We start from the raw sequence: 18,540 nt of genomic DNA on the forward strand, positions 1-18,540 counted from the left end.
CGAAGTTCCGCACGGAAAGTCATTTCAATGCAAATTGTTTACTGTCGTCCGATTGCGCGACATGCGCAACTTGACCGATTAACAAGATCAGTTAAGAAGATCCATTGACGAGATCGAATCAACAAGACCGAACCAACAAGACGCTACGTAACATCGTCTGTTAATGAAAATGGCGTCTAGCCACCCTGCCTCAACTATCGTTCAGATGGCAGGCCGAGAAATGCTGCGGCGCGACTTCCTTCAGCAGCGGCTGCTCGACGCGGCAGCGCGGCATCGCGTGCGGACAGCGCGGATGAAAGTGGCAGCCCGACGGCGGATGCAGCGGCGACGGCATCTCGCCGGCCACCGGCTGGAAGGCAATCTTCTTCACCTCCAGCGTCGGCGCCGACGCCAGCAGACCAATCGTGTACGGATGATTGGGATGCGCGAACAATTCATCGGCCGGTGCCGATTCGACGATACGGCCCAGGTACATGATGACGACGCGATCCGCGATGTGGCGCACCACACCGAGATCGTGGCTGATGAACAGATAGGTCAGATCGAGTTCGTCGCGCAGGCGCATGAACAGGTTCAGCACCTGCGCCTGAATGGAAACGTCCAGCGCGGCGACCGCTTCGTCGCACACCAGCAGTTCCGGCTTCACCGCGAGTGCGCGCGCGATGCCGATGCGCGCGCGCTGGCCGCCGGAGAACTGGTGCGGAAAGCGGCGCGCCAGCGCAGGATCGAGGCCGACACGCTGCAGCAGTTCGGCGACGTAGTCGCTGCGCTGCGCACGCGGCACGAGGCCGTGCGCGACCGGCGCTTCGCCGACGATGGCATCGACACGCAGCCGCGGATTCAGCGATGCATACGGGTCCTGGAAAATCATCTGCATCGCCAGACGCAACGCACGCTGACGTGCAGCAGGCATCGCATCGATGTCGTCGCCCTGCCATTGCCGCGTGCCGGACGACAGCGTGTGCAGGCCGACCGCCATGCGACCCAGCGTCGATTTGCCGCAGCCGGATTCGCCGACCAGGCCGACCACTTCACCGCGCCGGATATCGAGCGACACACGATCGACTGCATGCACGACTTCTGCCGGCTTGCCGGCACCGAACGCACGCGCAACGCGGTCGATCGCATCGGCCGGCTTGACGAAACGCTTGCTGACGTCGCGCAGTGCGAGCAGCGGCGTTTCGCTTTCGGGGATTGCGCGTTCAGCCATGCGCACCTCCTGCGTCGACGATCGGATGGAAGCAGCGCAACGTGCGGCCGTCGATCGCTTCGAACGGCGGATCGCTGGCGCATATCTCCGTCGCCCGTTCGCAGCGCGTGCGGAATGCGCAGCCGGACGGCAGGTTCAGCAGCGACGGCGTCGCGCCCGGAATCTGCTTCAGCGCTTCGCCGCGCCGGTTGTTCGATGGCGACGACGCGATCAGGCCATGCGTATAGGGATGACGTGGCGAGCGCAGCACGTCCTGCACGCTGCCGGATTCGACGATGCGGCCGGCGTACATGACGGCCACCGTGTCGGCCAATCCGGCGACAACCGACAGATCATGCGTGATCCAGATCAATGCCGTGCCCGATTCGCGGCACAGCGTCTGCATCTCGTACAGGATCTGTCCCTGTATCGTCACGTCGAGCGCGGTGGTCGGTTCGTCGCAAACGATCAGGTCCGGCTTGTTCAGCAGCGCGATCGCGATCGCCACGCGCTGCCGCATGCCGCCGGAGAACTGGTGCGGATACGCCAGCAGCCGTTCGTCCGGCGACGCGATGCCGACGCGCGCCAGCGTCTCGCGTGCCATCGCGCGTGCCACGGCGACACTGACGTCTTCATGCGCGCGCACCGCCTCGATCATCTGCGTATCGATGCGCAGCACCGGGTTCAGCGTCATCATCGGATCCTGGAAGATCATCGCGATGTCGTTGCCGCGCAACTGGCGCATTGCTTCTTCCGATGCCTGCAGCAAATCGCGACCGTTCAGCAGCACGCTGCCGGCGACAACTTTTGCCAGCGCATCAAGCAGCCGCATCAGCGAATACGCGGTCATCGACTTGCCGGAACCGGATTCGCCGACCAGCCCCATGATCTCGCCGGGCCGCACCGAGAACGACACGTCGTCCACCGCCTTCACGGTGCCGGCGCGCGTGCCGATGTGCGTGCTCAAGTGACGCACGTCGAGGACCGGTTGTGCAGAATGGATCGTCATTGCGTCTGCAAACGTGGATTCAGCACGTCGCGCAGTTGATCGGCGACGAGGTTGATCGCCACCACGGTGACGACCAGCGCGATGCCAGGGAACAGGCTGATCCAGTAGCGGCCGGACAGCAGATATTCGAAGCCGTTGGCAATCAAGAGGCCGAGCGACGGTTCCGTCACCGGCAGGCCGAGGCCGAGGAAGGACAGCGTCGCTTCCAGCGAGATCGCCGATGCGATCTGCAGCGCAGCAATCGCGATCACCGGCGGCAGGCAGTTCGGCAGCAGATGGCGGAACGCGATGCGCAACGACGACAGGCCAAGCCCGCGCGCTGCCTCGATGTATTCCTTCTGCCGCTCGACCAGCGCCGCGCCGCGCGCGGTGCGCGCGTAGTAGGCCCATTGCACGGCGATCAGCGCGACGATGATCTTGCCGATGCCCGGCCCCATCAGCGCCAGCAGGATCAGCGCGACCAGAATCGGCGGGAACGCGAGCTGCAGATCGGCGATGCGCATGATGAAGGCATCGACGCGCCCGCCCGCGTAACCGGCAATCAGACCGAGCACGAGGCCGATCGCCAGCGCGACGATGGTGCTGGCGACGCCGACCGTCACCGAGATGCGCAGACCGTACAGGATGGCGGACAGCATGTCCCGGCCCTGTTCGTCGGTGCCGAGCAGATAGGTCATCGATCCATGCGCATTGTTCATCGATGCGTTCGCCGACGCCTGCGCGCCCGGCGGCAGGCGCGCATCGAGGATGTCGACCTGCGACAGGTCGTAAGGATTCTGCGGCGCCAGCCACGGCGCGAAGATGGCGGCCAAGACGATCGCGATCAGCAGCACCGAACCGCATAGCGCGATGCGGCTGGCGAGATAGTTGCGCAGGAAACGCTGCAACGGCGATTCGGGCGGCGCGTGCGTCGTTTCTTGCGCAAGCAAGGTGATCGTCTCTTCCATCTCAGCCCTTCGCATCCGTCAGGCGCACGCGCGGATCGAGCGCGGCGTACAGCAGGTCGGTCACGAGATTGATGGCGACGAACAGGATCGCCGTCAGCATCAGGTAGGCGACGATCACCGGCCTATCCAGCACGCGCACCGAATCGATGATCAGCTTGCCCATGCCCGGCCACGCGAAGATCGATTCGGTGACGATGGCGAACGCGATGATGGAGCCGAACTGCAGCGCGACGACGGTGATCACCGGGATCAGGATGTTCTTCAGTACGTGCACGCCGACGATGCGCGCCGGACGCAAGCCCTTCGCGCGCGCGAAGCGCACGTAATCCTGCAGCAGCGCTTCCTGCGCGCCGGCGCGCGTCAGCCGGATCACCAGCGCGATGTTGAACAGCGCCAGATTGAAGGCCGGCAGCAGCAGATGGCGCAGGCCGTCCCACGTCAGGAAGCTGACCTGCACGCCGAACAGCGACGCCGTCTCGCCACGTCCGCCGGACGGCAGCCATCCCAGATGCACGGCGAACAGCATGATCAGCATCATGCCGACCCAGAAGGTCGGCAGCGAAAAGCCGAGGATGGAAATCGTCATGATGCTTTTACCGGCGATGCCGTGCGGCCGCAGACCGGCCCACAAACCCAGCGGCACGCCTAGCACGATCGCGATCAGGATGGCGGCGATGGCCAGTTCGAGCGTAGCCGGCAGACGCTCCGCGATCAGTTGCAACGCCGGCGTGCCGAACGAGAACGAACGGCCGAGATCGCCGTGCAACGCCTGCTTCGCAAAGTAGAAATACTGCTGCCACAGCGGCTGGTCGAGACCGAAGGCGGAGATCGTGCGCGCGCGTTCGGCCTGGTCGGCATCGGGGCTGAGAAGAATGTCGATCGGATTACCGATCGCATGCAGCGCGATGAACACCAGCAGCGACATCGCGATCAGCACGACGATGCTTTGTATCAGTCGGCGCAGCAGGAAGGCCGTCATTTCAGCGCGCTCGCTTTCTGCATCGGCGCATCCGCATGGAATTGATGGGCGAAGGTGAATTCATCGGTGCGTGCAGTGTAGCGCAGCCCTTTTCGCATCGCCCACGTCGCATACTGATAGTGCAACGGAATCACCGCATGGTCGCGCAAGGCAACCGCCATCGCCTGCTGCGCATAAGTATCGCGTGCCTGCTGGTCGACCGAAGCCAGCGACGCATGCACCAGTTTATCCATCTGCGGATTGCTGTACCTGCCCCAGTTCCACGAACCCCAGCCGATCGCCGGGTCTGGCGTACCGAGCAAGGTGCGCAAACCGAAATCGGCCGCCAGCGTGCCCCAGCCGAGCAGCGACATGCTGAACGCGCCGGTGCGTGCCTTGCCGAAATAGACGGACAGCGGCAATGTTTCCACGCTGGCACTGATGCCGACGTGATTCAGGAATTGCGCAACCGTCTGCACGATCTGGCGGTCGTTGATGTAGCGGTCGCTCGGTCCGTGCAGCGTGATCGCAAACCCGTCCGGATAGCCGGCATCGGCCAGCAGTTTCTTCGCGCCTTGCGGATCGTATTTTTCGACAGGCAACGCCGCGTTGTAGCCGAGGATGCCGGGTGCGACGATATTCGATGCCGGCACCGCCTGCCCTTCCATCGTGCGATCGACCAGCGCACGACGATCGATCGCCATCGAGATCGCCGCGCGCACACGCGGATCGCGCAGCGGGTTGGCGGCTAACGGCTTGCCGCTCTTGTCGGTGATGTAGGGTGACGGGCGATCGAGTTGATCCAGATGCCAGAAGATCGTGCGCCACGAAATCTTTTGCTCGACGTGAAAACGCGGATCGGTCTTCAGCCGCGCGATGTCGGCAGTCGGCACCGCTTCGATGACGTCGACGTCGCCGGCCAGCAGCGCAGCCAGTCGCGGCGCGGCGCTGGTGATAATGCGGAAGGTCACCTTGTCCCACTCCGCTTTCTCGCCCCAGTAATCGTCATTGCGTTTCAGCACAATGCGCTCGCCGCGGCGGAAGCTGACGAACTTCAGCGGACCGGTGCCGATCAGCGCGCGGCCGCTGTTGAAGTCGTCGGTGGTCGCATGCTCGGCCGCCTTCTTCGACACGATGAAGATCGCGCTCATGTCCAGCGCCAGCGGGCCGTATGGCGTGGCCGTCTTCAGGCGCACCGTGTACGGATCGACGATCTGCTTGGCGACGATCTGCTTCGTATAGCTGGTGAACGGACCGGGGCTGCGTGTCAACGTGGCGGGACGGTCGAGCGAGAAGATCACGTCGTCTGCCGTGAACGGCGAACCGTCATGGAATTTCACGCCGTGCCGCAGCTTGAATTCCCATGTGGTTGCGTCGATCGGCTTCCATGAAACGGCCAGCCCCGGCACCAGATGCCCGTCGGCATCGACGTTGACCAGTGCATCGAACAGATGCGATGCAAACGCCACGTTGGGTGCGATATTCAGATAGTGCGGATCGAGTGACGACACATCGGCAGCGAGCGCAATCTTCAGGTCGGCAGCGCGGCCCTGCATCGGCAGCACGACGGCCAGCAGCATCGAGAGGATCAGGGTGGAGAAAAGGCGCATCGGCTTGATCGGTGGTCACACGTCTGGCTTGCGATGCCGTTAATGTAAATGATCGATGACAAGCTTGCTTGCATGCAAAACGGAATATGCCCTGCGCGGCCGCGGCTTATCGGCTAAAGTAAGCAACACATGCGATCCTCGCGATGCGCGCGCATCGTCACGAGAAATGCCACTCAAGGAGCCTGCAATGTGCCATCTTATTCGCAACGTGACGCTGGCCGCACTGACCGCCGCCATCCTTGCCGCCTGCGCGAATCCGGGCGAACTGCCGCCGGTCAAGCTGCTCGGCCAGCAGGTCGATGATGCGGCGGCAACGCAAGTCGTCATCATCCATCCCCAGACACGCTGGACGAATATCGAAAGCGGCCAGATCGTGCGTTTCATCTCCGGCAACCGCACCTTCACCTGGGCCTTCGACAATTCGCAGGACGTCAGCTCCTTCGATCTGAACCGCGTGACACCGCCGGGCTTTCTCGATCACCGTGTCACGGTTTATCTGACACCCGATCCGAAATACATTCGCGATTAACCGATGCAGACCGGCATCACCCAGTGCGGCAACGCCGTCCAGATGACGCCGAGCAGCGCCAGCGCGGCGATTCCCAGCCTGGCCGTGGAAAGCAGCACGCGCGGCCCGGCATGCCAGCGTATCGCGGCGCGACCGAGCAGCAGCAGGATCAGCAAGGTCATGGCAACGGTTGCGATCGTCAGCACCAGCGAAATCGCCGGCCGGCCCAGCCATTGCATGCGGGCCAGCATCGAAGCGCAGCCGGCGGCAACGAACGCATAACAGGCGAAGAAATAAAACAGCCACAGCAGCAACGGCGCCGCCGCATCCAGCGCCAGCCGCAGAAAATCGTCGATTCCCCTGTACGGTGTTTTCTGCTGCATGCGCATCCTCCTCACGCCATCCATCGCGGCAGCAGATTGACGACGAAGGCGATCGCCCATCCCTGCAGTGTCGTGTAATGCCACAGCAATGCCGCGTTATCCAGCGTGCGGCCGGATGCCGCCAGATGGCCGGCCCATGCGCGCGCCAGCAGATAGGCGGAAACCAGCAGCAGGATCGCCACATGGAATCCCTGGTAGCCGAGCATCGCCGCCACCGTCGCGCTCCATGCCTGTTCGGACGGCGTCAATCCGGCGCGCAGCTGGCCGGAAAGGTCCAGCGCATAGCTGCCTGCCATCGCCAGCATCGCAACGAACACGATCGCGCAGAACCACGGCAGGAAAGCCGTGCGCTCCGCTTCCGTCAGCCGCCGTGCATGTCGGCGCACGCCTTCGATGGCAATCGATCCGCACAACAGCAGCACGCAGGCACCCAACGGCCATGCCACCTCCGGCAACTGCGCGCCGGGTGGCGGACAGACATCGAGCAGCATCGACACATGGATGTTGGCAAAAACCAGCGCGGCAAAGATCGTCGCATCGACGACCAGCATGATGACGGTCGCCCACCATGCATGCGATGCCCTGCCCGATGCCGTTGCCGGCAGGTGCATGTCGTCGGCGATCTTCACCATGGCCGCCGGCGGCTTGCGGTCAATTTCCCATAGCCAGCGCATGACGGCGGCGATCGCGGCGATGCCGCAGGCGAAGGCGACGAGCACCTGCTCCACCGTCAGCAGCAGGAAGAATCCCGCCGTGCCGGCGGCCGCGATCAACGGCAGCCAGCCGTCGCCCGGCAGCATCTGCACATGCATCGGCAATGCGCGTACCGGGCTGGTGATCAGCGTCTCGCGCTGACCGGTGACGACGCCCGGCAGCCAGTGCCGTCCCGCCTCGACTTCTTCGCGCAGGCCCGGCTGGTGCCACAGCGGTTCACGGGAATGCACATGCGGAATGCTGCGCGACGAATAGTCTTCCGACGACAGCCACTCCAATGTGCCGGCATGCCAGGGATTGTCGTTGTCACGTGCGGGCCGCCGCACCAGCCGCAGCAGATCGATGAAGAACAGCGCGATGCCGGCTGCCAGCACGAAGGCACCGACCGACGACAGCAGATTCCACAGATTCCAACCCATTTCGGCATCGTAGGTATAGACGCGGCGCGGCATGCCGAGCAGGCCGGAGATGTGCATCGGGAAAAACGCCAGATTGAAGCCGATGAACATCAGCCAGAAAATCCATCGCCCCCATTTTTCCGACAGCATGTTGCCGTTGACCAGTGGCATCCAGTAGTACAGCGCAGCGAACATCGGGAACACCATGCCGCCGATCAGCACGTAATGCAGATGCGCGACGATGAAGTAGCTGTCGTGCGCCTGCCAGTCGAACGGCAGCACGGCGACCATCACGCCGGTCAATCCGCCGAGCACGAAGATGAACAGGAAGCCGAGCAGGAACAGCGTTGGCGTACTCATGCGCACACGGCCGCGCCACAGCGTCGCGATCCATGCAAACACCTGGATCGCCGTCGGCACCGCGACCGCCATGCTGGCCGCCGATACGAAGCTCAGTTCCATCGGCCCCAGTCCGGCGGTGAACATGTGATGCGCCCACAGCGCGAAGCTGATGACGCCGACGCCGAGCAGCGCGACGACGATGGTGCGATAGCCCACCAGCGGCGTCTGCGCGATGGTCGGAATCATCATCGACACCATGCCGGCCGCCGGCAGGAAGATGATATAGACCTCGGGATGGCCGAAGAACCAGAACAGGTGCTGCCACAGGATGGGATCGCCGCCGCGTTCGGCGATGAAGAACGGCCAGTCGAACGCGCGTTCCAGTTCCAGCAGCATGGTGCCGGCGATCACGGCCGGAAAGGCGAACACGATCATGAAAGCCACCACCAGCATGGTCCACGCATAGATCGGCATCTTGCCGAGACTCATGCCCGGCGCGCGCGTGAACAGGATGCCGATGATCAGTTCGATCGCGCCGGCGATCGCCGAGATTTCGATGAAGCCGATGCCGAGCAGCCAGAAATCGGCGTTGACGCCGGGCGAGTATTCCTTGCTCGTCAGCGGCGGATACATGAACCAGCCGCCGTCCGGCGCAACGCCGAAGAACAGCGTGCAAAAAAACGCCAGCCCGCCGATCGCATAAGCCCAGTACGCGTACGCAGACAGACGCGGGAACGGCAGATCGCGCGCGCCCAGCATGCCGGGCAGCAGAAACACGGCGATCGCCTCCACCACCGGAATCGCGAACAGGAACATCATCACCGTGCCGTGCATCGTGAACAACTGGTTGTAGGTGCCGGCGTCGAACAGCGTGTTGCCCGGCACCGCCAGCTGCGCGCGCATCAGCAGCGCGAGGATGCCGGCCAGCACGAAGAACAGCAGCGCGGTGCCGATGTACAGCAGGCCGATGTTGATGTTGTTGACGGAACTGAAGAAGCGCCAGCCGGGCGGCGTGCGCCACAAGGCTTTCAGGTGCGGCAGTTCGTGCTCCGGCCGCGGCAGCGAATTGGGCAAAGCATTCGGCAAAGAACGCGGCAACGTATGCAAACCATCCGTCATTGCAGATGCTCCAGGTAGGCGGACAGCGCATGCAGGCTGTCGTCGTCGAGATCGCGGAAGGCCGGCATGCGTGCGCCGTGCTTGATACGCTGCACGTCGGCGATCCAGTCACGCATCGCATCGCCGTCGTTGCGCAATGTGCCGGCGCCCAGATACAGGCGGCTGCCGACGTGCGTCAGGTCCGGCCCCAGCGCAGCGCCGCCGGCGGTTTCCTCGGCCACGCCGCGTATCGTGTGGCAAGCGCTGCAGCGCCGTTCGTTGAACAACGCGCGACCGCGCCCCTGCAACGCATTCGCCGGCACACGCGCCGGCCGCGCCTGGTTCGCCAGCCATGCATCGAATGCGGCTTCTTCCTCGACCACGACGTGCAGCGCCATCCGCGCATGCTGTTCGCCGCAGTATTCGGCGCACTGCCCGCGCAATACGGCGGGATCGCCGGTGCGCACGCGCAGACGCGTGATGCGGCCCCGCAGCATGTCGACCTTGCCGGCCAGCGACGGCACCCAGAAACTGTGGATGACGTCGTCGCTGGTCAGTGCGAAATAGACATCGCGCTGCGCAGGCAGGCGGATTTCGTTGGCCGTCACCACATCGTTACCGGTCGCCGGATCGCGATAACGCACTTCCCACCACCACATCTTCGCCGTGACCGACACGACCAATGCGTTCTGCGACATCGGCGCCAGCAACTGCTGGCTGCGCACCAGGCCATAGACGAGCAGCACCGTCAGCACCGCCACCGGAAATGCGACGCCGGCGCCAAGCAGCCAGACGCCCGGCCGCACCGGCCTGCGCCCGTCGCGCAGACTTGCCGCCAGCAGGATCATCACGCCGACAAAAATCACCGTCGCGCCGCCAATGAGCCACCACGTCATTTCCGCAATGACGGCCGCATCGTGACCAGACGGATGCAATGCCGATTGCAGGTTCAGTTCTGCACAACCGGCAAGCGGCGCCGCCATGACGGCTGCGAGAATGCCGGTTCGCATTCGCCGTCGCGTCATCGCAAAGAATGCAGGTAGGCCGCCATGTCGCGCGCATCGTCCGGCGATACGCCCATGGACGGCATGGTGGTAGTGGAAATTTTCGCGTGCGGATCGACGATCCACTGCGCCAGCAGATCGGGACGGTTCGGAATATGACCGGCGATGTAGCTGCGGCGGCCGAATGCTTGCAGCGGCGGGCCGGCGGTGCCGCGTGCGGCGGGAATGCCGGGTATCGCGTGGCAGCTGCCGCATTGGTACTGATCCAGCAAGCGCTTGCCGCGTTCAATGCTGACACCGCTGGCGATGTCGTCGGCGAGCCGGTCTTCACAGGCGGACGCTGCCAGCGCTGCAAGCACAATGGCGCAACAGCGCAACCCGAACGTCGTGGTTTGCTTGGCGTGCATGGCGGTCCTCGCTGCGATGCATTGCATCCGTGCAATGCGCTGGCCGGTCGTGCCACCAGTATCGAAGTGCAACACCGCATTTGCCGTGCGCCAGCGCACATTGCCGCATGAACTTTGCCGCTACGGTTCTACCTGACTACATGACAGTTCGCTTCCATTGCCACCCATGCGTTCATCGTCGTCCCGACTCGTCGTCAAGACCGTTTTCGCCACGTTGGGCGTGCTGGCGCTGCTCGGCCTGAGCGGCGGCTACGCGCTGCTGCGCAGCGGGTTGTACAACGTGTCGGCCACTGCGCAACACCTGCAGTTCGTCTACACCGTGCTCGAACAGGGCATGCATCATTCGGTGCGCCTCCATGCGCGCGATATCGACGTGCCGGATCTGGCGGATCACGGAATGATTTCACGCGGCGCACTGCTGTATCACGCGCATTGCGTGCAGTGCCACGGCGCACCGGGCCTCGCGCCGCAAGGTATCGGCATGAGCATGCAGCCGGTACCGGGGCCGCTGGTCGATGCGCCGTCGAAATGGCAGCCGAACGAGGTGTACTGGATCGTGCGCCATGGCATCAAGATGAGCGGCATGCCGGCGTGGGAATATCGGCTGCAGGACGAGCAGCTATGGGAAATCGTCGCCTTCATGCAGCAGTTGCCGCAATTGACGCCGACACAATACGCCGCAAGCGTCAGGGAGCCACAACCATGATCCGCCGCATCGCGCTCGCATTTGCAGGCGCGCTGATGCTGGCTGCTTGCAGCGAACGCGACGCCCGTCCCTTGTTGCACGGCGATCCGGCAAAAGGCCGCATTGCGCTGACGCAATACGGCTGCCAGGCCTGCCACGTGATTCCCGGCATCACCGGCTCCGATGTGCACGTCGGCCCGCCACTGGAAGGGCTGGCATCGCGCGACATGATCGCCGGCAGCCTGCCCAATACGCCGGACAATCTGGTGCGCTGGATTCGCGATCCGCAGGCCGTCGACCCGCAGACGGCGATGCCGAACATGGGCGTCTCGGAAGCGCACGCGCAGGATATCGCCGCCTATCTGGCAACGCTCAAGTAAGTGCATGCTTACATGAAATCGCAGATGTGGCAGGCTTGTTCGCCTTTTTCAGTTTCCTCTTGAAAAAACCGGTTGACCTTCCCATCATGTCAAGGTCGACACTGGTTTCATCCCATTTTCCGAACAGGCTTGCCATGACCACGCAACCGGTACTTTCTGCCGAATCTTCCGCCTCCGCCGCTCCGGCCGGCCGCCTGCAGTTCGGCGTCGAAGGCATGACTTGCGCTTCTTGCGCATCGCGTGTCGAGAAAGCCGTCGCCGCGGTGCCGGGTGTGGTGCAAGCCAGCGTCAACCTCGCTACCGATTCGGTCGCCGTCGAGACGGCGGGCGGCGTCGATGCCGCCGCGCTCAACCTCCCGATCAGGGAAGCGATCGAGAAAGCCGGCTATGGCGTGCCGCAGCAGGAATGGTCGCTGGACGTGACCGGCATGACCTGCGCCTCCTGCGCCGGCCGCGTGGAGAAAGCGTTGCGCAAGGTGCAGGGCGTGTTCGACGCCAGCGTCAACCTCGCCACCGACCAGGTACGCGTGCAAGCCAGTGCCGGCGTGGCGCCCTCCGCGCTGATTGCTGCCGTCGAAGCTGCCGGCTATGGCGCCGCACTGCCGGCTGCCGCCGCGACCGCGCAACAGGAAACAGCACCTACACGCGACTGGCTGGCGGTGCTGTATGCAGCGTTGTTGTCCGCGCCGCTGGTACTGCCGATGCTGCTGCAGCCGTTCGGCGTGCACTGGATGCCGCCGGGCTGGGTGCAGTGGCTGCTGGCGACGCCGGTGCAGTTCTGGCTCGGCTTCCGTTTCTATCGCGCCGGCTGGCATGCGGTGAAAGCCGGCACCGGCAACATGGATCTGCTGGTCGCGCTCGGCACCAGCGCCGCCTACGGCCTCAGCATCTATCTGCTGCTGACTGCGCATGCGGGACATGAGCCGCACCTGTATTTCGAAGCGTCGACCGTCGTCATCACGCTGATCCTGCTCGGCAAGTGGCTGGAAGCCCGCGCGAAGAAACAGACCGCCGCCGCCATCCGCGCGCTGCAGAAACTGCGCCCCGATTCGGCGCGCGTGCGGCGCGACGGCCAGGACGTCGACGTACCAATCGAATCGGTGCGCGTCGGCGATCTGGTCGTCGTGCGTCCGGGCGAACGCATCGCGGTCGACGGCAGCATCGTCGAGGGGCGCAGCCACGTCGACGAATCGCTGATCACCGGCGAGAGCATGCCGGTCGTCAAGCGAGAAGGCGACCGCGTGACCGGCGCAGCGATCAATGCCGAAGGCATGCTGCTGGTGCGCACCGAAGCGATCGGCGCCGAAACCACGCTGGCGCGCATCATCCGCATGGTGGAGAACGCGCAATCGGCCAAGGCGCCGATCCAGCGGCTGGTGGACAAGGTCAGCGCGGTCTTCGTGCCGGTGGTACTGGTCATCGCCTTGTTCACCTTCATCGGCTGGTGGTTCGCCGGCGCCGATGCCGGTGTCGGTATTGAGGCCGCCATCATCAACGCAGTGACCGTGCTGGTGATCGCCTGCCCGTGCGCACTCGGCCTGGCCACACCGGCCGCCATCATGGCCGGCACCGGCGTCGCCGCGAAGCACGGCATCCTGATCAAGGATGCCGAAGCGCTGGAAACCATGCACCGCGTCACCACCGTCGTGTTCGACAAGACCGGCACGCTGACCGAAGGCCGCGCACGCGTGGCCGAAGTGCAGGCCATCGGCATCACCGAACATGAATTGCTGCAGCTGGCGGCGACGATCCAGCGTGGCAGCGAACATCCGTTCGGCCTGGCCGTCATGCAACGCGCCGCCGAACTGCAGATCGTCCCCGGCGATGCCGTCGCCGTGCAGGCGCTGGCCGGCCTCGGCTTGCGCGCGACGATAGACGACAAGCAGTATGTGCTCGGTACCTCGCGTCTGATGCGAGAGGAAGGCATCGCGCTCGACGGCGAGGCAAACGTGCAGGCGCAAGAACTCGAGCAAAGCGGCCGCAGCCTGTCTTGGCTGGCACAGGTGACGCCGGCGCATCGGCTGCTCGGCTTCATCACCGCCAGCGACACGATCAAGGCCAGTGCAGCGCGCGCAATCGACAGCCTGCATGCGCAGAAGATCGACACCGTGCTGCTGAGCGGCGACAACCAGGGCAATGCCGATGCCGTCGGCCGTGCGCTCGGCATCGACCGCGTGATCGCGCAGGTGCTGCCGGCCGAAAAGACCGACAAGATCACCGAGCTGAAAAATGGCGGCCAGATCGTCGCGATGGTCGGCGACGGCATCAACGATGCGCCGGCACTGGCCGCGGCCGACGTCGGCATCGCGATGTCCACCGGCACCGATGTCGCCATGCATGCGGCCGGCATCACGCTGATGCGCGGCGATCCGGCGCTGGTGGCCGATGCGATCGACATCTCCCACCGCACCTACGGCAAGATTCGCCAGAACCTGTTCTGGGCCTTCATCTACAACGTGGTCGGCATTCCGCTAGCGGCCTTCGGTGTGCTGAACCCGATGTTCGCCGGCGCTGCGATGGCATTCAGCTCGGTCAGTGTGATCGGCAATGCGCTGCTGCTGAAACGATGGAAGGCGAACCATGGTTCCGATCACGGCGCAGATCACGAAACGCATCACAACACGGACACCAATCGCAGCATGAAGGAAACCGCATGAACATCGGACAAGCCTCCGCCGCCTCCGGCATTTCCGCCAAGATGATCCGGCACTACGAAAGCATCAAGCTGATCCGGCCGGGCCCGCGCACTGCGGCCGGCTATCGCACCTACAGCGACAACGACGTGCATACGTTGCGCTTCATCAAGCGCGCGCGTTCGCTGGGATTCTCGCTGGACCAGATCCGCAACCTGCTGTCGCTATGGCAGGACGAACATCGCGCCAGCGCCGACGTCAAGGCGATCGCACTGGAACACGTAACGGAACTCGAACAGCGCATTACCGAGCTGACCGAAATGCGCGACACGCTGCACCATCTCGCGCAATCGTGCAGCGGCGATGCGCGCGCGGATTGCCCCATCCTGCGCGGACTGGCCGATGCTTCCGCCGACGATGCAACCTGCTGCCATTGACCCACCGGGAAAAAGAAAGGGCGAACCGATCATCGGTTCGCCCTTTTTCGTTGCGGCAAATCGCTTGCCGTAAACCACTCACTGCATCGAATTACTCATGCAGCCTTGCTATCGACTACCGGATAACCGGCATCGACGATCGCGGCACTAATGCGATCCAGCGCCGCGCCCGATTGCACGCTTACCTTTTTCTGCACCAGATCGACGTTCACCGATGCCTGCGCATCCACTGCCTGCACGGCCTTCGTCACCGCATTGACGCAGTGGCCGCAGCTCATGTTTTCAACCTGCAATTCGTACATCGCACTCTCCTTGTCGTCATACCGATTGCCACTTTAGGCCTTGCCATAGGGGGAAGGTCAAGCGCCTTTCTACCGCCTCGCGCGCCTTCCAACCGTTGCATCTATCGCACCAATTGTGCCTGATCGCGAATGGAAACGTTAAATATGGTTTCCACCGCCATTTCATGCGAATTTGTCGTAATCACTTCATATAAGATGGTTACAAATCAATAAGAATCATTTCGCCCATATATCGCTTGACCGTTTCGTCCGATCGTTGCCTGAACTTCCCCCCGATGCCGCGCGTGCCTAACAGGAATGTGCCTCACAGGATTCAGTTTCCCCGTTCGATCGACGACTTCGCCCGGGAGGCTGCTTGATGGATCATGCACCGCTGAAGATGGAGTCCCTGCTGGGACATCTGGTGGAAATCACCGGCCATCGCGATCACGATCTGCTGGATATTTCGACGATGAGCGCGCTGCTCAACATGATCGGCGTCGGTCAGGCGCGCGTGCTGGAACTGTTCCAGTCGCACGGCGACCTGCTGGTGCGCCCGCGCGTCTGGATCGAAGAAGGCAAGGTACGCATTCTCGACGAGGAAGACGCACCCGCCGAACAGCCGTGCGAACCCATCGTCCGCTTTCCGGCACTGGTCAACTGCATTGCGCAACGCCGGAGCCGCGTAGAAGAAACCCGCAGCGACGGCAGCCATGCATTGTGGGTGCCGGTCTGGCAGAACGACAAGGTGTCGACCTGCCTCGAAATCGTCAACGCGCATCCCTTCACGCCGCAGATGCTGCAGGTGATGGAAGGCATCCTCAGCGTCTACCGCAACTACCAGAGCCTGCTCGACTACAGCGAGCGCGATTCGCTGACGGGCCTGCTGAACCGCAAGACCTTCGACGAGAAGTTCGCGCGCATGATCAGCAGCAAAATGCCGGAATCGTCGAACCGCAACGATCGCCGCCACGTGCATGCGAACTCGCAATGGCTGGCCGTGGTCGACATCGATCACTTCAAGCGTGTCAACGACCGCTTCGGCCATCTGTACGGCGATGAAGTATTGATCCTGGTTGCCAATATCCTGCGCTCGTCGTTCCGTTCGCAGGATCGCGTGTTCCGCTTCGGCGGCGAGGAATTCGTGATCCTGCTGCGCTCGACCACACTGGACGAAGCGCGCATGATCTTCGATCGCTTCCGCACCAACGTCGAGCAGCACACGTTCCCGCAAGTCGGCACGATCACCGTCAGCGTCGGCTTCACCGCCATCACGCCGGAAACGCCGGTCGTCATCCTGGGCCACGCCGATCAGGCGCTGTATCACGCCAAGGAAAACGGCCGTAATCGCGTTTGCTATTACGACGATCTGCTGGCACAAGGCATCATCACGATCGGTAACAAGCCTGACGAATCGGTCGAATTCTTCTTCGACGAGCCTTCAGCCTGACACATCGAACGCAGAAAACCGTGCACTACATGTTGTGCACGGTCGAAAAAAAGCGCCGGCATCGACCGGCGCTTTTTCATTTCTGCAAACGCGGATTAAACAAACCGATCCGAATCAGATCTCGACCTTGGTGCCCAGCTCGATCACGCGATTCGACGGGATCTGGTAATAGTCCGCCGCGCCGCGTGCATGGCGCGACATCGTCACGAAAATATGTTCGCGCCACATCGCCATGCCGCGCGTCGGATGCGCCACCACGGTCTGGCGTGCGATGAAGAACGAGGTTTCCATCATCTCGAATTCCAGTCCGTGCTCCGCTGCCAGCGCCATCGCGCGCGGAATGTCCGGCACGTCCTTGAAGCCGTAGTAAACATCCATCTGATAGCACTCGTCGCCCAGCGGCGAAATGCGCACTTCCTCTTCCACCGGCACATACGGCACTTCTTTCATGTGCACCGTCAGGAACACGACGCGCTCGTGCAGCACCTTGTTATGCGACAGGTTGTGCAGCATCGCGTGCGGCACGCCGTCCGATTCGCCGCGCAGGAAAATCGCGGTGCCCGGCACGCGCGTCGGCGGTGCGACGAACAACGACGACAGGAAATCCTCCAGCGGAATCGCATGCCGCTGCAGGTTTTCGAACACCAGCTCGCGGCCGCGCTTCCACGTCGTCATCACGGTGAACAGGATTGCGCCCAGCAACAGCGGGAACCAGCCGCCATGCAACAGCTTCAGCATGTTGGCCGACAGGAAGCCGAGGTCGATCGTCAGGAAGAAGCTGGTAGCAATGATGCACAGCGGCAGGTTGTATTTCCAGCGATAACGAATGACGAAGAAGGTCAGCACCGTGGTCACCGTCATCGTCGCCGTCACCGCGATGCCGTAGGCGGCAGCCAGATTGGACGACGAGCTGAAGCCGATCACCGCCATCATCACGACCGCCATCTGCAGCCAGTTGACCGCCGGAATATAGATCTGCCCCATATGACTGGCCGACGTGAACTCGATCTTCATGCGCGGCAGGAAGCCAAGCGCGATTGCCTGCTTCGTCATCGAGAAGGTGCCGGAGATCGTCGCCTGCGATGCGATGATGGCCGCCATCGTCGCCAGCACGACCAGCGGATAGATGCTCCATGCGCCCAGTTGCTGATAGAACGGATTGTCGACCGCTTCCGGATGCATCAGCAGCAACGCGCCCTGCCCCAGGTAATTCAACGCCAGCGAAGGAAACACGACCATGAACCACGCGGTGCGGATCGGCTTGGCGCCGAAGTGGCCCATGTCCGCATACAGTGCCTCGGCGCCGGTGAATGCCAGCACCACTGCGCCCAGCGAAATGAAGGCCAGCAGCTTGTTGCCTTCAAGGAAATGCAAGGCATTCAGCGGATTGAGCGCAACCAGAATGCCCGGCTCGGCAACGATGTTGACAATGCCCATGATCGCCAGCACGAGGAACCACACGATCATGATCGGGCCGAACCATTTGCCGATGCCGGCCGTGCCGCGCTGCTGCAACGAATACAGCACGCCGAGCACGACCACCGTCAGCGGCACCACGTAGGGGTCGAAGGCGGACGTCGCCACGCTCAGACCTTCGACCGCCGACAGTACCGAGATCGCCGGCGTGATCACGCTGTCGCCGTAGAACAGCGTCGCGCCGAACAGGCCCATCACCATCAGCGGGAAATACCAGCGCGAATGACGGCCGACCGATGACAGCGCCAGCGCCATCAACGCCATGATTCCGCCTTCGCCGCGGTTGTTCGCGCGCAGGATCAGCGTAACGTACTTGAGGGAAACGATGATGATCAGGCCCCAGACGATCAGCGAAACCACGCCGATCAGGTTTTCCGAAGTCAGAGGAAGACCGTGTTCCTTGGAGAACACTTCCTTCATCGTATAGAGGGGGCTGGTGCCGATGTCGCCGTAGACGATACCGACTGCTGCCAGTGTCAGCGCAGCAAGACTGTTTTTTTTATCCTGTGAAACCAAAGAGCGCTCTCTCGATAGGACCGTGCGTCGCACGATAGGCCAAGCGCTTCCATAATGCAAGGAAATCGGCTTTCTTGCAGGGATGCTGTTGCTTCGGCGTCGAAAAGCAGCGCCG

17 protein-coding genes are annotated in these 18,540 nt (G+C 63.1%); 6 read left to right on the forward strand and 11 right to left on the reverse strand.

The annotated features are described in order from the left end of the window. Window positions 1–190: 190 nt before the first annotated feature. From IEV40_RS10840 to IEV40_RS10860, 5 genes are read right to left on the reverse strand one after another with little or no spacing between them, the layout of a single operon-like run. Complete coding sequence (locus IEV40_RS10840; protein ID WP_188421560.1) at window positions 191–1,210, reverse strand: ABC transporter ATP-binding protein; 1,020 nt, start codon at window positions 1,208–1,210, stop codon at window positions 191–193. Continuing rightward, the gene (locus tag IEV40_RS10845; protein ID WP_188421562.1) at window positions 1,203–2,198 is read right to left on the reverse strand and encodes an ABC transporter ATP-binding protein; all 996 of its coding nucleotides are present in this window, start codon (window positions 2,196–2,198) and stop codon (window positions 1,203–1,205) included. Before IEV40_RS10845 ends, IEV40_RS10840 begins: the two co-directional genes overlap by 8 nt. Then, the gene (locus IEV40_RS10850; RefSeq protein ID WP_188421564.1) at window positions 2,195–3,145 is read right to left on the reverse strand and encodes an ABC transporter permease; all 951 of its coding nucleotides are present in this window, start codon (window positions 3,143–3,145) and stop codon (window positions 2,195–2,197) included. Before IEV40_RS10850 ends, IEV40_RS10845 begins: the two co-directional genes overlap by 4 nt. A 1-nt stretch (window position 3,146) precedes the next feature. Next, window positions 3,147–4,124 (reverse strand): ABC transporter permease, encoded by a 978-nt coding sequence (locus IEV40_RS10855; RefSeq protein WP_188421566.1) that lies wholly within the window; start codon window positions 4,122–4,124, stop codon window positions 3,147–3,149. Continuing rightward, window positions 4,121–5,713 carry an ABC transporter substrate-binding protein gene (locus IEV40_RS10860; RefSeq protein WP_188421568.1) on the reverse strand — a complete coding sequence of 531 codons (1,593 nt, stop codon included), beginning with the start codon at window positions 5,711–5,713 and terminating at the stop codon, window positions 4,121–4,123. The genes IEV40_RS10855 and IEV40_RS10860 overlap by 4 nt, the downstream gene beginning before the upstream one ends. 187 nt (window positions 5,714–5,900) lie before the next feature. Between IEV40_RS10860 and IEV40_RS10865 the strand changes: the two genes are divergently transcribed. Next, window positions 5,901–6,242 (forward strand): CzcE family metal-binding protein, encoded by a 342-nt coding sequence (locus IEV40_RS10865; RefSeq protein WP_188421569.1) that lies wholly within the window; start codon window positions 5,901–5,903, stop codon window positions 6,240–6,242. Here the strand turns inward: IEV40_RS10865 and IEV40_RS10870 are convergent. Genes IEV40_RS10870 through IEV40_RS10885 form a run of 4 tightly spaced genes read right to left on the reverse strand, consistent with a single transcriptional unit; the run spans window position 6,239 to window position 10,567 of the window. Next, on the reverse strand, window positions 6,239–6,604 hold the full coding sequence (locus IEV40_RS10870) for a hypothetical protein (protein ID WP_188421571.1): 366 nt from the start codon (window positions 6,602–6,604) through the stop codon (window positions 6,239–6,241). The two genes, IEV40_RS10865 and IEV40_RS10870, sit on opposite strands and share 4 nt — an antisense overlap. Window positions 6,605–6,615: 11 nt before the next feature. Continuing rightward, window positions 6,616–9,177, reverse strand: a complete 2,562-nt coding sequence (gene ctaD, locus IEV40_RS10875; RefSeq protein ID WP_188421573.1) for a cytochrome c oxidase subunit I — start codon at window positions 9,175–9,177, stop codon at window positions 6,616–6,618. After that, complete coding sequence (locus tag IEV40_RS10880) at window positions 9,174–10,166, reverse strand: cytochrome c oxidase subunit II (protein ID WP_229724073.1); 993 nt, start codon at window positions 10,164–10,166, stop codon at window positions 9,174–9,176. The genes ctaD and IEV40_RS10880 overlap by 4 nt, the downstream gene beginning before the upstream one ends. A gap of 11 nt (window positions 10,167–10,177) precedes the next feature. Continuing rightward, complete coding sequence (locus IEV40_RS10885) at window positions 10,178–10,567, reverse strand: c-type cytochrome (protein WP_188421575.1); 390 nt, start codon at window positions 10,565–10,567, stop codon at window positions 10,178–10,180. Between the two features lie 166 nt (window positions 10,568–10,733). Here IEV40_RS10885 and IEV40_RS10890 point away from each other — a divergent pair, with 166 nt between their 5' ends. The 4 genes from IEV40_RS10890 (at window position 10,734) to cueR (ending at window position 14,702) form a co-directional block, all read left to right on the forward strand. After that, entirely contained in the window at window positions 10,734–11,273 is a 540-nt protein-coding gene (locus IEV40_RS10890; RefSeq protein ID WP_188421577.1) for a c-type cytochrome, read from the forward strand. Next, window positions 11,270–11,632: a c-type cytochrome gene (locus IEV40_RS10895; protein WP_188421579.1), complete on the forward strand. Its 363-nt coding sequence runs from the start codon at window positions 11,270–11,272 to the stop codon at window positions 11,630–11,632. The genes IEV40_RS10890 and IEV40_RS10895 overlap by 4 nt, the downstream gene beginning before the upstream one ends. A 134-nt stretch (window positions 11,633–11,766) precedes the next feature. Next, entirely contained in the window at window positions 11,767–14,289 is a 2,523-nt protein-coding gene (locus IEV40_RS10900; RefSeq protein WP_188421581.1) for a heavy metal translocating P-type ATPase, read from the forward strand. After that, the gene (gene cueR / locus IEV40_RS10905) at window positions 14,286–14,702 is read left to right on the forward strand and encodes a Cu(I)-responsive transcriptional regulator (protein ID WP_188421583.1); all 417 of its coding nucleotides are present in this window, start codon (window positions 14,286–14,288) and stop codon (window positions 14,700–14,702) included. The genes IEV40_RS10900 and cueR overlap by 4 nt, the downstream gene beginning before the upstream one ends. Window positions 14,703–14,797: 95 nt before the next feature. On the opposite strand, the gene IEV40_RS10910 is transcribed toward cueR, so the two are convergent. Next, complete coding sequence (locus tag IEV40_RS10910; RefSeq protein WP_188421586.1) at window positions 14,798–15,004, reverse strand: heavy-metal-associated domain-containing protein; 207 nt, start codon at window positions 15,002–15,004, stop codon at window positions 14,798–14,800. Window positions 15,005–15,362: 358 nt separating this feature from the next. Here IEV40_RS10910 and IEV40_RS10915 point away from each other — a divergent pair, with 358 nt between their 5' ends. Continuing rightward, complete coding sequence (locus tag IEV40_RS10915; protein WP_229724074.1) at window positions 15,363–16,433, forward strand: GGDEF domain-containing protein; 1,071 nt, start codon at window positions 15,363–15,365, stop codon at window positions 16,431–16,433. A gap of 114 nt (window positions 16,434–16,547) precedes the next feature. On the opposite strand, the gene IEV40_RS10920 is transcribed toward IEV40_RS10915, so the two are convergent. Further along, entirely contained in the window at window positions 16,548–18,425 is a 1,878-nt protein-coding gene (locus tag IEV40_RS10920; RefSeq protein WP_188421588.1) for a potassium transporter Kup, read from the reverse strand. Window positions 18,426–18,540 lie beyond the last annotated feature (115 nt).

Source organism: Oxalicibacterium solurbis (assembly GCF_014635845.1).
Taxonomy (GTDB): domain Bacteria; phylum Pseudomonadota; class Gammaproteobacteria; order Burkholderiales; family Burkholderiaceae_D; genus Oxalicibacterium; species Oxalicibacterium solurbis.

Coding starts and splice junctions, on each gene's coding strand:
- IEV40_RS10845 (WP_188421562.1), bottom strand. CDS start 2,198: ATGACGATCCATTCTGCACAACCGGTCCTCGACGTGCGTCACTTGAGC.
- IEV40_RS10890 (WP_188421577.1), top strand. CDS start 10,734: ATGCGTTCATCGTCGTCCCGACTCGTCGTCAAGACCGTTTTCGCCACG.
- IEV40_RS10910 (WP_188421586.1), bottom strand. CDS start 15,004: ATGTACGAATTGCAGGTTGAAAACATGAGCTGCGGCCACTGCGTCAAT.
- ctaD (WP_188421573.1), bottom strand. CDS start 9,177: ATGACGGATGGTTTGCATACGTTGCCGCGTTCTTTGCCGAATGCTTTG.
- IEV40_RS10895 (WP_188421579.1), top strand. CDS start 11,270: ATGATCCGCCGCATCGCGCTCGCATTTGCAGGCGCGCTGATGCTGGCT.
- cueR (WP_188421583.1), top strand. CDS start 14,286: ATGAACATCGGACAAGCCTCCGCCGCCTCCGGCATTTCCGCCAAGATG.
- IEV40_RS10865 (WP_188421569.1), top strand. CDS start 5,901: ATGTGCCATCTTATTCGCAACGTGACGCTGGCCGCACTGACCGCCGCC.
- IEV40_RS10855 (WP_188421566.1), bottom strand. CDS start 4,124: ATGACGGCCTTCCTGCTGCGCCGACTGATACAAAGCATCGTCGTGCTG.
- IEV40_RS10880 (WP_229724073.1), bottom strand. CDS start 10,166: ATGCGAACCGGCATTCTCGCAGCCGTCATGGCGGCGCCGCTTGCCGGT.
- IEV40_RS10870 (WP_188421571.1), bottom strand. CDS start 6,604: ATGCAGCAGAAAACACCGTACAGGGGAATCGACGATTTTCTGCGGCTG.
- IEV40_RS10850 (WP_188421564.1), bottom strand. CDS start 3,145: ATGGAAGAGACGATCACCTTGCTTGCGCAAGAAACGACGCACGCGCCG.
- IEV40_RS10860 (WP_188421568.1), bottom strand. CDS start 5,713: ATGCGCCTTTTCTCCACCCTGATCCTCTCGATGCTGCTGGCCGTCGTG.
- IEV40_RS10840 (WP_188421560.1), bottom strand. CDS start 1,210: ATGGCTGAACGCGCAATCCCCGAAAGCGAAACGCCGCTGCTCGCACTG.
- IEV40_RS10915 (WP_229724074.1), top strand. CDS start 15,363: ATGGATCATGCACCGCTGAAGATGGAGTCCCTGCTGGGACATCTGGTG.
- IEV40_RS10900 (WP_188421581.1), top strand. CDS start 11,767: ATGACCACGCAACCGGTACTTTCTGCCGAATCTTCCGCCTCCGCCGCT.
- IEV40_RS10885 (WP_188421575.1), bottom strand. CDS start 10,567: ATGCACGCCAAGCAAACCACGACGTTCGGGTTGCGCTGTTGCGCCATT.